This window comes from Reinekea forsetii (genome assembly GCF_002795845.1).
Lineage (GTDB): Bacteria > Pseudomonadota > Gammaproteobacteria > Pseudomonadales > Natronospirillaceae > Reinekea > Reinekea forsetii.
Map to the genome: position 1 here is coordinate 1060376 of NZ_CP011797.1, position 12041 is coordinate 1072416.

Genomic DNA, 12041 nt, shown 5'->3' on the forward strand with positions numbered 1-12041 from the left:
GCCCTGTGCGTCGGGCAACTGGAAAACAGGAATGTTCCAGTATAAGTAGGAGAAGGTAGATGTTAATTTTAACTCGTCGTGTTGGTGAAACCTTAATGATTGGGGATGAGGTTACCGTGACGGTGCTAGGCGTAAAGGGCAATCAGGTGCGTATCGGTGTAAATGCGCCGAAAGACGTCGCCGTGCATCGAGAAGAAATTTACCAACGCATACAGCGCGAATTAGAGGCTCCTGAACAACCCGAAGACTAATCTGCGGTCGCATCTGGATCCATGGGCAGCGGTGAATTAATTCGCTAATGTGTTAATTTTATTGAAGTTTTTCTTTTCATTTCAATAAAACATGGTAATATGCGCGCCGTTGCTTGGGAGAGATGGCCGAGTGGCTGAAGGCGCGCCCCTGCTAAGGGCGTAAGGGCGAAAGCTCTTCGAGGGTTCGAATCCCTCTCTCTCCGCCAACATTAGGTTTTAGAAATAAGCGCCCGTAGCTCAGCTGGATAGAGTACTTGGCTACGAACTAAGGGGTCGCACGTTCGAATCGTGCCGGGCGCACCATTTCTCGATGATCTCACCTAGTACAGGGGGTCTGGAAAATCTAAATTTTTATAAAAATCTGTACTGTTATGCGCCCGTAGCTCAGCTGGATAGAGTACTTGGCTACGAACTAAGGGGTCGCACGTTCGAATCGTGCCGGGCGCACCATCCCCTCCCAAATTTCAATCTCCCATTACTTACATAATTCTTGCTCGATTCGGGCCGTTATCTGCGTTATATCAGTCAGTCGACGTATATCCATAAACAGCACCAAAGCTTCTGGATAGATTTCTTTAAGATAATGCAGCCACTGCTTTAACCGTCCTGAACAGTATTTCTCGCCCATCTCAGCTTGCACCATAGCCCAAAACTCGCGCACCAGGTCCAGCATCATTGACCAGCTTTCGATCTGATCGCTATTGGCCTTTATGTGTCTTGCGAGCCATGGCTGACGAATCGCGCCGCGCCCCAGCATAAGGTGATCACAGCCGCCCTCAGTCAAGGCCCTGCGGGCATCTTGGTTGTTCCAAATTTCACCATTGATGATGACCGGGATCGGTATGCGGTCGCGCAATTCGCCAACCAAATGCCAATAGGCCGGCGGAACATAGCCCTGCGCCTTGGTGCGGGCGTGGATGGTGAGCTCATCAGCGCCAGCCTGGACAATGGCATCGGCACATTCATGCATCAGGTTGCTATCATTGAAGCCTAGGCGCATCTTCGCAGACGTGATATGACCAGCTGGAACGGCATCCTTGACCGCCTTGACGACCCGATACAGGGTTTCCGGCTCATTTAGCAGAACGGCGCCGCCCTTGCTCTTATTGACCGTCTTACTCGGGCAGCCAAAGTTTAGATCGACACCCTGGGAGCCCAGTTCGATAGCTCGTTTAGCATTGAGTGCCAATGCATCGGGCTGGCTACCCAGTAGCTGCAGCCGGACGGGGGTGTCATCCGCGGTCCGGCCTTTGTTGCGTAATTCCGGAGCGTTTCGATAAAAAACATGCGCCGGCAATAGTTGATCCACGACCCGAATAAACTCAGTAATCACCAAGTCATAACCGCCCGTTTTGGCAATAAGTTTGCGCAGGTAAAAGTCAGCTAAACCTTCCATTGGGGCAAGATAGATTTTCATGTAAATCGGGAAGCCTTTAAAAAGCCCGCATCATAGGATAAATCGCTGCTCAAGGCGAGTGCCGACCCCGCCGCATCGGGGTCCAGCTTCGATGTGCGAAATGTGTTTTGATCGCCACCAGCACCGTGCCAGGGAAGAGACCTGCAAGGCATTATTGCAAGAATTGCAGGGGTTCCAGTTATTGCGTGGTTTCATACCTTTAAGGTATTCTATGCGCGCTTTGGTTGTCGCGCCTAGGCTCGAATTGAATCAAATAAGTATTAATGTATCGCTGGTTTTCTAAGTCTTACAAGGACTAACCCTTATGTCAGAACTTATGCGGGACAGTCTAGACCTCATGGTAATGGGGATGGGCACTGTTTTCGTCTTTCTTGCACTCTTGGTATTGGCCACCACTGCGATGTCGCAAATTATTAGGCGCATGCCCGGAACGAATGAGCTAGAGAACGCTCAAACCGCCGCCAAACGGACTAATAATAACGATCTGACCGAGGTTGCCGCCGTCGCTGCAGCCGTGTCGAAAGTGCATAAAGGTTAAAATCATTAGCTGTTTTGACCAACAATAAGATTCCGAAAGGTGAGATTCGATGACTACGAAAAAGAACCCTGTAAAAATTACTGATGTGGTTTTGCGAGACGCCCATCAGTCTCTGTTCGCAACCCGATTGCGAATCGATGACATGCTGCCAATTTGTGAAAAGCTGGATCAGGTGGGTTACTGGTCATTAGAAACTTGGGGCGGTGCAACCTTTGACTCGTGCATTCGGTTCCTCGGCGAAGATCCTTGGGATCGTATTCGCGAACTGAAGAAAGCGATGCCGAAAACGCCTCAGCAGATGCTCCTGCGCGGCCAAAACCTGCTCGGTTATCGCCATTACGCTGATGACGTGGTCGACTCCTTTGTTGAACGTGCGGTGAAGAACGGCGTCGATGTGTTTCGAGTATTCGATGCCATGAACGACCCACGTAACCTGCAGCGCGCAATGGCCGCTGTCGTCAAACAAGGCGCGCACGCTCAAGGTACTATTTCGTATACCACAAGCCCTGTGCATCGAACCGAAAATTGGTTGTCACTGGCCAAGCAAATCGAAGATATGGGCGCTGATTCGATCGCGATCAAAGACATGTCGGGTATCTTAACGCCCTATGATGCCTTCGAACTGGTCACCAAGCTAAAAGCCAGTCTGGATATCCCGGTCGCTCTGCATTGCCATGCGACTTCCGGCTTGTCGTCCATGACCTTGCTGAAAGCCGTCGAGGCCGGCATTGACCACATCGATACCGCAATTTCTTCGATGTCGATGACCTACGGCCATTCACCTACCGAGTCGTTGGTTGCTGCCCTACAGGGTACCGATCGAGATCCAGGCTTAGATATAACCCTATTAGAAGAGATTGCTGCCTATTTTCGTGAGGTGCGAAAAAAATATGCCCCGTTCGAAGGTCAGTTGCGCGGGGTCGATTCGCGTATCCTGATTGCTCAAGTGCCAGGCGGCATGTTGACCAATATGGAAGGCCAGTTAAGAGAGCAGGGCGCTGCCGACCGCTTTGATGAAGTGCTGGCCGAGATCCCGCGGATTCGTAAAGATCTAGGTTACATCCCATTGGTCACCCCAACATCGCAAATTGTCGGGACCCAAGCCGTACTCAATGTATTGACCGGCGAACGTTATAAATCCATATCCAAAGAGACCCAAGCCATCCTCAAGGGCGAGTATGGTTCGGCACCGGCCGCTTTCGACGCGGCGTTACAGGCTAAGGTGCTGGCCGGTCAAGCGGCCGTTACCTGTCGTCCAGCAGATCTAATTGACAATGAAGTGGAACGCTTAACGGAAGAGTTGCATGCTTTGGCGAAAGAAAAAGATTTCCCTCTCGCCGATAACGCCCTTGATGACGTTTTGACCTATGCACTCTTTCCGCAAATTGGTCTGAAATTCCTACAAAACCGTGGCAATCCGGATATGTTTGAACCCGCCCCCACGCTGACGGCGTCGACTCAGGCCAGCACTGCTGAAGCCGCGGTCTATACCGTCGCAGTGAATGGTAAGTCCTATGTCGCCTCCGTGGACGCAGCAGGTGCTGTCGCGGTGACAATCAATGGTAAAACCTATCTCACTGAGGTCACCAAAGGAGGTGATGTCGCAGCGATTGCGGCAACCTCGGCCGCCAGTGGCTTCGAGATTCCGGCGCCATTAGCGGGCAATATCTTTAAGGTTCTGGTTAAACCAGGCGATGTGGTTGAAGAAGGGCAAGTCGTTATCATTCTCGAAGCAATGAAGATGGAGACGGAGGTAAGTTCACCTCAGGCTGGGACTGTAAGCAGTATTACCATTAAAGATGGTGATTCGGTTTCTGTTGGCGATATCTTGATTACACTTTAAGGAGTCGCCTGGAATGGAAAAATTTCAACAACTACTGCTGGATTCTGGACTGGCCAATTTAACGCCGGGCCAGCTATTGATGATGATCGTCGGTCTGGTGCTCATTTATCTAGCGATTGCCAAACGTTTTGAACCGCTACTTCTGCTGCCTATCGGTTTTGGTACTCTATTGGTCAATATACCAGGCGCGCAGATGGGCGGGGACGAGGGTCTGTTGCACTATATCTCTGAAGTGGGCATTCACACCGGTGTCTTCCCATTGCTCATTTTCATGGGCGTTGGGGCAATGACCGATTTCGGACCGATGTTGGCCAATCCAAAGACCCTATTATTGGGCGCGGCGGCACAGTTCGGCATATTCGGTACCATCATTGGTGCAACCTGGATGACCTCGATGGGTTGGGTCGATTTTTCACTGCAGGATGCCGCCGCCATCGGCATCATCGGTGGCGCGGACGGGCCGACGTCAATCTTTGTCGCCAGTCGCTTGGCACCGGACTTGCTCGGTGCGATCGCCGTTGCTGCCTATAGCTATATGGCGCTGGTGCCGATCATTCAGCCGCCGATCATGAAACTACTGACCACCGAAGCAGAACGCAAGATCAAGATGGAGCAGTTGCGCGTTGTAACCAAACGGGAAAAGATCGTATTTCCGTTAGTGGTCCTGTTTCTGGTCGCCATGTTCCTGCCGTCCGCGGCCCCGCTGCTGGGTATGTTTTGTCTGGGTAACCTGATGAAAGAGAGCACCGTAGTTGATCGCCTAAGTGACACGGCCCAAAATGCTCTGATGAATATAGTCACCATTATGCTGGGTTTGGCCGTCGGCTCGAAAATGAGTGCCGAAGCTTTCCTGAATTTTGAAACCATGGGTATTTTGGCTCTGGGTTTAAGTGCGTTCTGTGTCGGTACTGCGGCGGGCATTCTAATGGCCAAGCTGATGAACCTCTTTATCAAGATCCCCATCAACCCCCTGATTGGTTCAGCCGGTGTTTCGGCCGTACCGATGGCGGCTCGGGTGTCCAATAAGGTCGGGCTTGAAGCAAATAATCAGAATTTCCTATTGATGCACGCTATGGGGCCTAACGTAGCCGGTGTTATCGGCTCCGCCGTCGCCGCTGGGGTAATGTTGTCTTACTTTGGCTGATCGTTCTGTTCATATAGCATGACCGTTGATGCGCTTATCGACTCCGATAAGTGCGTCTGGCCCTTCTGTTAGAAGCGTTGTTACCCCTCTGCACATACTAATCTTCTGTTTCAATTCGCAACTCTTTTACCCTAGCCTCGCACAATGGCATACTGGCATGCTACCGACTCATCAATGGGCTCATGCATGGAACTGTTGCAATCCTTTTCAACCCTGACCTGGATCATAATGGGCGCTATAGGGCTCTTGTTGGCCTACTTTCATGGACCCGTCTATTCGGCCCATACCGCCAACTATTCGCCCAGTATTCTCACCAGTATGGGTATTTTCGGTACCTTTCTCGGGGTTGCCTTGGGCCTAAATGAATTTGATACCAACTCCATAGAAGATAGTGTGCCGCAATTGCTCGAAGGCCTGAAAACTGCCTTCTGGACCTCTATTGCCGGGCTATTGGGTGCTTTGTCGATTAAGTTTCGCTATGCCGTAGCCAGCATGCGGGTTCGTTCGCATCGCGAATCTAAACTGACCGCGACGATGGACGATCTTGCTTGGCATTTGGAACGCATCGCCAACTCAGTCAGCCAAGAGGGCCAAGTAGACTGGATAGAATGGCGCGAACAGCACGCTGTTAGTCAGGCAGAGCAGCATCGGGAACTTATCGAGACCCTGACCCATTACCAGAGCAAGATGACCGAAGCCAATCGATCTGCCTTGGAAGAAGCCATCAGCCATGTGATGCGCGAATTTAATACCCGTATCGAAGAACAGTATGGCGACAATTTCAAGAAACTGAACGAGGCCGTGGGTCAGATGATGCTCTGGCAAAGTGGTCACAAGGGCCAATTAGAGGATCTAATGGCCGCCAACGAACGCAGCGCAAAATCAACGACCATTGCGGCAGAGGCCTTTGAGAAACTGATCACCCAGACTCAGTCCTTTACCTCGGTTGCCTCGGATATGGAAACCCTGTTAAACGCGCTGCAGAGCCAAAGTCAAAATCTGCGCGAGTATCTGACCACCTTTACCTCGATGATCGTAGACGCTCAGCAGGGTCTGCCGCAGCTTGAAAGCCGAATTATGATGCTCACCACCGGGCTGCATGAGGTTGTTGAGGCGCAATCTGGTCAGATGAAGACGCTGCTGGAACAGACAGCCGGCGGCATTCGCGATACCAGTGAACGCGTCAGTCAACTGTTGATCGAGGGTACAGAGCGCTCTCAGAAGGCCATGGGCGTGCAATTGACCAGTCTGTTGGAGCAAAATAATCTGCAATTGGCGACGTTGGAAAAGGGTATGGAAGACGAGCTTAAAAAGGCTCTGACGACCTTTGGTTATCAGCTTACGGCCCTATCTGAGAAGTTTGTCAACGATTACGTGCCGCTGACCGACAGGCTGCAAGAGCTGCTGACGGCGGTAGAGATTAAAAAATGAACAACAATGAAGAGCATATCGAGCAGGAGGAGCATTGGGTCTCGGTCAGTGATCTGATGGCTGGACTGATGATGGTGTTTCTGCTGATTGCCATTGTGTTTATGGTTAACGCCGAACGCGAGCGTAATAAGGTACGCGATGTAGCCGTGCTCTACGATCGATTGCGGACTCAGCTGTACCAAGATTTACTCACCGAGTTTGCGCCTGACCTGGAACAATGGGGTGCTGAAATCAATCCGGATCTGAGTATTCGATTTGGCCGACCGGAACTGATTTTCGATAGGGGCGCTAATAAGCTCAAAACCGGTTTTGAGGACATTCTGCAGGACTTCTTTCCCCGCTACCTGGGCATCATCACCTCGGTGAAATATCGTGACGATATCGCCGAAGTTCGCATCGAGGGTCACACCTCCAGCGGCTGGCTCGGACAGGAAGAAGATTCCGCCTATATTCTAAATATGGGTTTGAGTCAGGAACGAACTCGTTCGACTCTCGATTACCTTTTATTACTGCCCGAGGTTCAACAGGAAAAATACTGGCTGAAGGCCCATATGACCGCCAATGGTCTGTCGTCTTCCAAGCCGATACTCAGCTTGGGCGGTGAAGAAGACCGCGAGCGCTCTAGGCGCGTGGAATTTAGACTGCGAACCGATGCCGAGAGTCGTATCGCCGCTATCCTAGAGAGTTATCAATAGCCCTATGGCCTTACCCGATTTTACCGAATTCGAACCCTTTAACAGTTTGCGGGCCCAGATGGGCACCGACCGGCTGGGTTTCTTTGAGCTTTTTGATCCGACCTTACATTTGACTGGCATTGAGCGCTCTGAGTTAGCCCATCAGGGTTTGACGTTATCCCGGCGTGAGGTCAGATGCCTGTTAGACTTCACCCTGGTGTATAAGAATTCGCGGCTCATTGTGCTGGAGGGCCAGCGCTATCACCTAGCGGTATGTCCAGACCTGCCGGTTAGTGACATTTTGCACATCAGTACGTCCTTGATTGCCTTTGGCGGTGCCGCTAGCGTCTGCCCGGCTTGCCTACAAACACTCCAATATCAGGGCTATGACGCACAAAAGGCGCGCAAGGAGAGTTATAGCCGTCAGGTGCTGGAAGACTTTAGTTTGGACCAGTTTTGGACCAGTTTTCATCTCTATCCGGTATCAGAGAAGCGAGACATACGTAAAAGATTGCCCATGAGTGAAAGTTGACCCCTTTACAGCCTTTGTTTTGGTTATAATGCCGCAAAATATTAATTTGGATTTCAGGGTAATCCCTATGGTGAAGACAATAATACTGTTAGCAACATGCCTAGGTTTATCCGCGTGTGCCACGACCCGGCTGCCAGCAAACCTCTCTAGTGCAATTTTAAACAGCGACGACCTAGTCACGGTAAATGACGGCCTTCCAGCCTATTTACTGATGATTGACGCCTTGTCCGCAACCTATCCGAAGAGTGAAAGCCTGCATCTGACCGCAGCGTCACTCAATGGTTCTTATGCCGGGGTTTTTGTCCCGGATAAACAAAAGGTGCGAAAAAAACGAATGTCTGAGAAGGCCTTAAAGCATGCGCAGATCGCTTTCTGTCTCTACGACAAAACAGCGTGCGACCTTCAGAGCGCCGATCCAGACGGCTTTGCGGGGCGTATTGCACAGTGGAACGGCGTCGATGATTTACCCTATCTGTATGCCTTGGGCACCAGTTGGGCCAGCTATATACAGGCCAATACCGATGATTGGCTGGTGATTGCCCAGCTGGGCCAGGCCGAGTCTGTTTTGAAGCAGGTAGTGAGCATTGAGCCAGAGTATGAAAAGGGCACGGCATTAGTCTATCTGGGTGTAATGGCCAGTGTTCTGCCACCGAGCCTAGGCGGTAAACCCGATATAGCCCAAGCCTATTTTGAAGCCGCTCTGGCAGCGGGCAAAAACGAAAACCTTATTATTCACGTGTACTATGCAGCCGAGTTTGCTCGTCTGATGTTTGACCAAGAGCTTCACGATAACTTGCTTCAGCAAGCGTTAAGCCTCGATCCGTATGTTGAAGGCTATACCTTGCAGAATGTGTTTGCCCAACAGCAGGCCCAACAGCTGCTTGAATCATCGAATGATTATTTTTGATAGAGGTTTTTATGTTCCGAACGCCGATTATATTGGCCATGTCCCTGCTGTTTTGCACTGGTGTGCAGGCGACGGTGTTTAAGATTTCGACCGAGTACCCAGATGGCAACGCCGTTTTAAACGAATTGCGCGCTGTGGGCGAGCGCATTGAGGCGCAAACAGAAGGCCGGGTCACCTTTAAATTTTATCCGGGTGGCGTGATGGGTGATGGCACTGCGGTGCAGCGCAAAATTCGCATCGGTCAATTGCATGGCACCTTTATTCACAGTGGAGCCTTGGCTGAATCCTATAAAAACTCTCAGGTCTTGAATGCCCCGCTGTTGTTTCGCGACTTTGACGAGGTTGACGCCGTCAGAGCGGAATTTGATCCAATCCTGAATCAGGGTTTTATTGACAGCGGCTGGCACACCTATGGTCTGATTGAGGGCGGCTTTGCCTATGCCATGACTGCCGTCCCAGCGACCGATATCGAGACCCTAAAGAGCCAAAAGCTCTGGTTGCCGGCCAACGATCCCTTTTCTGAAAAAATAGCCAGGGCCTTCGATATCAGCCCGATCGTTTTGAACATCGGTGATGTTCTTACGGCATTGCAGACCGGCGCTATCGACGCGATTGTGACACCTCCAGTGGGCGCCATTACTCTGCAATGGTACAGCCGAACTAAATATCTCACCGACGCCCCATTTATGTACACCTATGGGGTGATCGCCTTGGCTGAGAAAGCCGTGCAGCGACTCAGCGAGGCTGATCAAGAAATTTTGGCAGCCGAACTCACCGCATCCAGTAAAACGCTCGACACCATGGCTCGTAGTGATAACTTAACGGCCTTCACCGCGCTGGAGTCACTGGGCATTAACATCGTCCAACTGGTCCCGGAAGTGCGTGCTGCGTTTGAACAGGAAGCTGCACAGGCAACTGAAAAGTTGATCGAGTCAGGGGAAATTGAACAGGCCCTCTATGATCGTATAGTGGTCGTACTGGATCGTATTCGAAATCCATAAAACCGTCTTATAGATGGGAATTGAGGTTGGTTTGTTAAAAAAAATAGGCGATTTTTGGGCCTTGACCGAACGCATGGCGCTGGTTGCGGTATTGCTGTCGATGATTGGCTTCGCCGTACTGCAAATAGTCCTGCGCAATGTCTTTGACAGCAGCTTGTTTTGGATTGATCCCCTCAATCGCCTGTTGGTACTCTGGTTGGCGATACTCGGTGCTATGGTCGCCACCCGAGAGCAGGAACATATCTCAATTGACGTGCTTAGACATTACGCCTCGGGTGTTGGCCTACTTCTATTGGTACGCCTGACATCCGCCTTTGCTGCCCTGGTCTGTGGCCTAATGACCTACCATTCGGCCCGCTTTGTCTACTATGAAATGATTGAGCAGATGCCCACCTTCTCTAACCTCCCGGCCTGGCCTTTTGAACTGATCATGCCGCTCGGGTTTTTAGTGATGACCCTTCGGTTTGCTTTGGCGGCCATTATACCCAAACAGGTTATGCCATCATGAGCGCTGCACTATCCGGCTTACTACTGCTCGCCGCGCTGATTGGGGCGCCACTTTTTACCATTATCTTAGGTGGCGCTGCGTTGGGCTTTTGGAGCTCGGGCATCGATCTGATGGTCCTGCCCATTGAGCTTTATCGATTAACTGAAAACACCCTGCTAATGGCCCTGCCGCTCTTTACCTTTGCCGGCTACCTACTCAGTGAAAGTAAGACCGCCGATCGCTTAGTGCGCCTGTCTGAAGCGGCCCTAGGTTGGCTGCCCGGTGGTATGGTGTTGATATCCCTGCTGGCGTGCGCGTTTTTTACCATGTTGACCGGCGGATCTGGTGTCACCATCGTGGCCCTGGGCGCCTTACTGGTCCCGGCTTTGAAGCAGGCCGGCTATACCGATAAGTTTGCCATTGGGCTGGTCACCACCTCCGGTAGTATGGGGTTGCTGTTGCCGCCGGCCATCCCACTGATACTCTATGGGATTGTTGCCCAACAGATGAATGTTGCCGTAAATATACAGGACCTCTTTATTGCCGGACTCATTCCGGCATTTCTGATGATTCTGTCATTGTGGGGTTATGGCTTATGGAGTCAGCGGCACCAGATCATCCCGCTCATCCCGTTTAACTGGCGCACTCTGATTAAAGAAGCTAAGAATTCAAAATGGGAGCTCGGGATCCCGTTAATCGTCCTGGGCGGCCTGCTGTCCGGTTGGCTGGTGATTTCTGATATAGCCGCGATCACCGCCCTCTATGTTCTGATCGTTGAGGTGTTTATCTACAAGGATGTGTCACTCAAGGCCTTACCCCGCATTGCTACCGAGGCCATGAAAATGGTTGGCGGTATTCTGCTTATCTTGGGTGTGGCCTTGGCCTTTACCAATCTGTTGGTCGACATGGAGATGCCCGCCAAGGTATTTGACTGGGTCAAGGCCAATATTGATAGCCGTTGGGCCTTCTTATTGTGCCTCAACATTGGCCTGCTGGCGTTAGGTGCCATCCTAGACATATTTGCAGCGTTGATCATCATTGTACCGTTAATATTGCCAGTGGCATTGGAATACGGTATTGACCCTATCCATTTAGGCATCATCTTTGTTGCCAATATGCAGATTGGTTATTTTACCCCGCCAGTCGGTATGAACCTCTTTATTGCCAGCTATCGCTTTAAGAGGCCTATTACCGAGCTCTATAGGGCGACCATTCCGATGATGTTTGTGTTGCTGTTCGTGGTCTTGGTGATCACCTATTGGCCAGAAATGGTTTTGTTTTTAGTGCGCTAGTTATTTTCGGGTGAGAGTCAGCTAAATGTTTGACTTCATTAAGAAAAACTATACAATGCGCGTCACTTTTAGGAAGCTTAGAACTTGTTTTAGGCGCCCAAAAGGGGTCGGAAGACGTTAAATTTAGCGTTATGGGTGTGTAGCTCAGTTGGGAGAGCATCGCCCTTACAAGGCGAGGGTCAGCGGTTCGAACCCGTTCACACCCACCATAATGCGGAGCGGTAGTTCAGTTGGTTAGAATACCGGCCTGTCACGCCGGGGGTCGCGAGTTCGAGTCTCGTCCGTTCCGCCACTTTCCTCAAGTCTAAAGAGGGCGCCGAGGTTGACACCTTAGCAGCGCGACCCAAGGTTCTTTGAACCTAGATCGCGAGCCGGAATGCCGGACCATCGGTCTCGTCAGTTTCGTCAAGCTTGCCTCAAGTCTAAAGAGGGCGCCGAGGTTGACACCTTAGCAGCGCGACCCAAGGTTCTTTGAACCTAGATCGCGAGCCGGAATGCCGGACCATCGGTCTCGTCAGTTTCGT

At 51.2% G+C, this 12041-nt stretch carries 12 protein-coding genes and 5 tRNA genes; 16 read left to right on the forward strand and 1 reads right to left on the reverse strand.

Going from position 1 to position 12041, the window contains the following annotated elements; genetic code table 11:
- Positions 1 to 59: 59 nt before the first annotated feature.
- The 4 genes from csrA to REIFOR_RS04900 all read left to right on the forward strand — a co-directional run bounded on the left by csrA (position 60) and on the right by REIFOR_RS04900 (position 701).
- Entirely contained in the window at positions 60 to 251 is a 192-nt protein-coding gene (csrA, locus tag REIFOR_RS04885) for a carbon storage regulator CsrA (RefSeq protein ID WP_100256504.1), read from the forward strand.
- Positions 252 to 367: 116 nt separating this feature from the next.
- A tRNA-Ser gene (locus REIFOR_RS04890) sits at positions 368 to 457 on the forward strand.
- Between the two features lie 20 nt (positions 458 to 477).
- A tRNA-Arg gene (locus REIFOR_RS04895) sits at positions 478 to 554 on the forward strand.
- A 70-nt stretch (positions 555 to 624) separates the two neighbouring features.
- A tRNA-Arg gene (locus REIFOR_RS04900) sits at positions 625 to 701 on the forward strand.
- 25 nt (positions 702 to 726) lie between these two features.
- Here REIFOR_RS04900 and REIFOR_RS04905 read toward each other — a convergent pair.
- Positions 727 to 1668 (reverse strand): tRNA-dihydrouridine synthase, encoded by a 942-nt coding sequence (locus REIFOR_RS04905; protein ID WP_100256505.1) that lies wholly within the window; start codon positions 1666 to 1668, stop codon positions 727 to 729.
- 304 nt (positions 1669 to 1972) lie between these two features.
- Between REIFOR_RS04905 and REIFOR_RS04910 the strand changes: the two genes are divergently transcribed.
- From REIFOR_RS04910 to REIFOR_RS04965, 12 genes are all read left to right on the forward strand, one after another.
- On the forward strand, positions 1973 to 2206 hold the full coding sequence (locus REIFOR_RS04910) for an OadG family protein (protein WP_100256506.1): 234 nt from the start codon (positions 1973 to 1975) through the stop codon (positions 2204 to 2206).
- A 49-nt stretch (positions 2207 to 2255) separates the two neighbouring features.
- Complete coding sequence (gene oadA, locus REIFOR_RS04915; RefSeq protein WP_100256507.1) at positions 2256 to 4049, forward strand: sodium-extruding oxaloacetate decarboxylase subunit alpha; 1794 nt, start codon at positions 2256 to 2258, stop codon at positions 4047 to 4049.
- Positions 4050 to 4062: 13 nt separating this feature from the next.
- Entirely contained in the window at positions 4063 to 5193 is a 1131-nt protein-coding gene (locus tag REIFOR_RS04920; RefSeq protein WP_100256508.1) for a sodium ion-translocating decarboxylase subunit beta, read from the forward strand.
- Between the two features lie 186 nt (positions 5194 to 5379).
- Positions 5380 to 6624 (forward strand): hypothetical protein, encoded by a 1245-nt coding sequence (locus REIFOR_RS04925; protein ID WP_100256509.1) that lies wholly within the window; start codon positions 5380 to 5382, stop codon positions 6622 to 6624.
- The gene (locus REIFOR_RS04930) at positions 6621 to 7319 is read left to right on the forward strand and encodes an OmpA family protein (RefSeq protein WP_100256510.1); all 699 of its coding nucleotides are present in this window, start codon (positions 6621 to 6623) and stop codon (positions 7317 to 7319) included. Before REIFOR_RS04925 ends, REIFOR_RS04930 begins: the two co-directional genes overlap by 4 nt.
- 4 nt (positions 7320 to 7323) lie before the next feature.
- Complete coding sequence (locus REIFOR_RS04935) at positions 7324 to 7830, forward strand: hypothetical protein (RefSeq protein WP_100256511.1); 507 nt, start codon at positions 7324 to 7326, stop codon at positions 7828 to 7830.
- A gap of 67 nt (positions 7831 to 7897) precedes the next feature.
- On the forward strand, positions 7898 to 8737 hold the full coding sequence (locus REIFOR_RS04940) for a TRAP transporter TatT component family protein (protein WP_158524292.1): 840 nt from the start codon (positions 7898 to 7900) through the stop codon (positions 8735 to 8737).
- An 11-nt stretch (positions 8738 to 8748) separates the two neighbouring features.
- On the forward strand, positions 8749 to 9738 hold the full coding sequence (dctP, locus tag REIFOR_RS04945; RefSeq protein WP_100256513.1) for a TRAP transporter substrate-binding protein DctP: 990 nt from the start codon (positions 8749 to 8751) through the stop codon (positions 9736 to 9738).
- A 31-nt stretch (positions 9739 to 9769) separates the two neighbouring features.
- A complete protein-coding gene (locus REIFOR_RS04950; RefSeq protein WP_227003764.1) occupies positions 9770 to 10246 on the forward strand; it encodes a TRAP transporter small permease in 477 nt (158 codons plus the stop codon).
- Positions 10243 to 11517, forward strand: coding sequence for a TRAP transporter large permease (locus tag REIFOR_RS04955; protein ID WP_100256515.1), 1275 nt, complete (start codon positions 10243 to 10245; stop codon positions 11515 to 11517). The genes REIFOR_RS04950 and REIFOR_RS04955 overlap by 4 nt, the downstream gene beginning before the upstream one ends.
- A gap of 133 nt (positions 11518 to 11650) precedes the next feature.
- Positions 11651 to 11726 (forward strand) — tRNA-Val (locus tag REIFOR_RS04960).
- A gap of 6 nt (positions 11727 to 11732) precedes the next feature.
- Positions 11733 to 11809: transfer RNA gene (locus REIFOR_RS04965), tRNA-Asp, on the forward strand.
- The last annotated feature ends 232 nt before the right edge of the window (positions 11810 to 12041 follow it).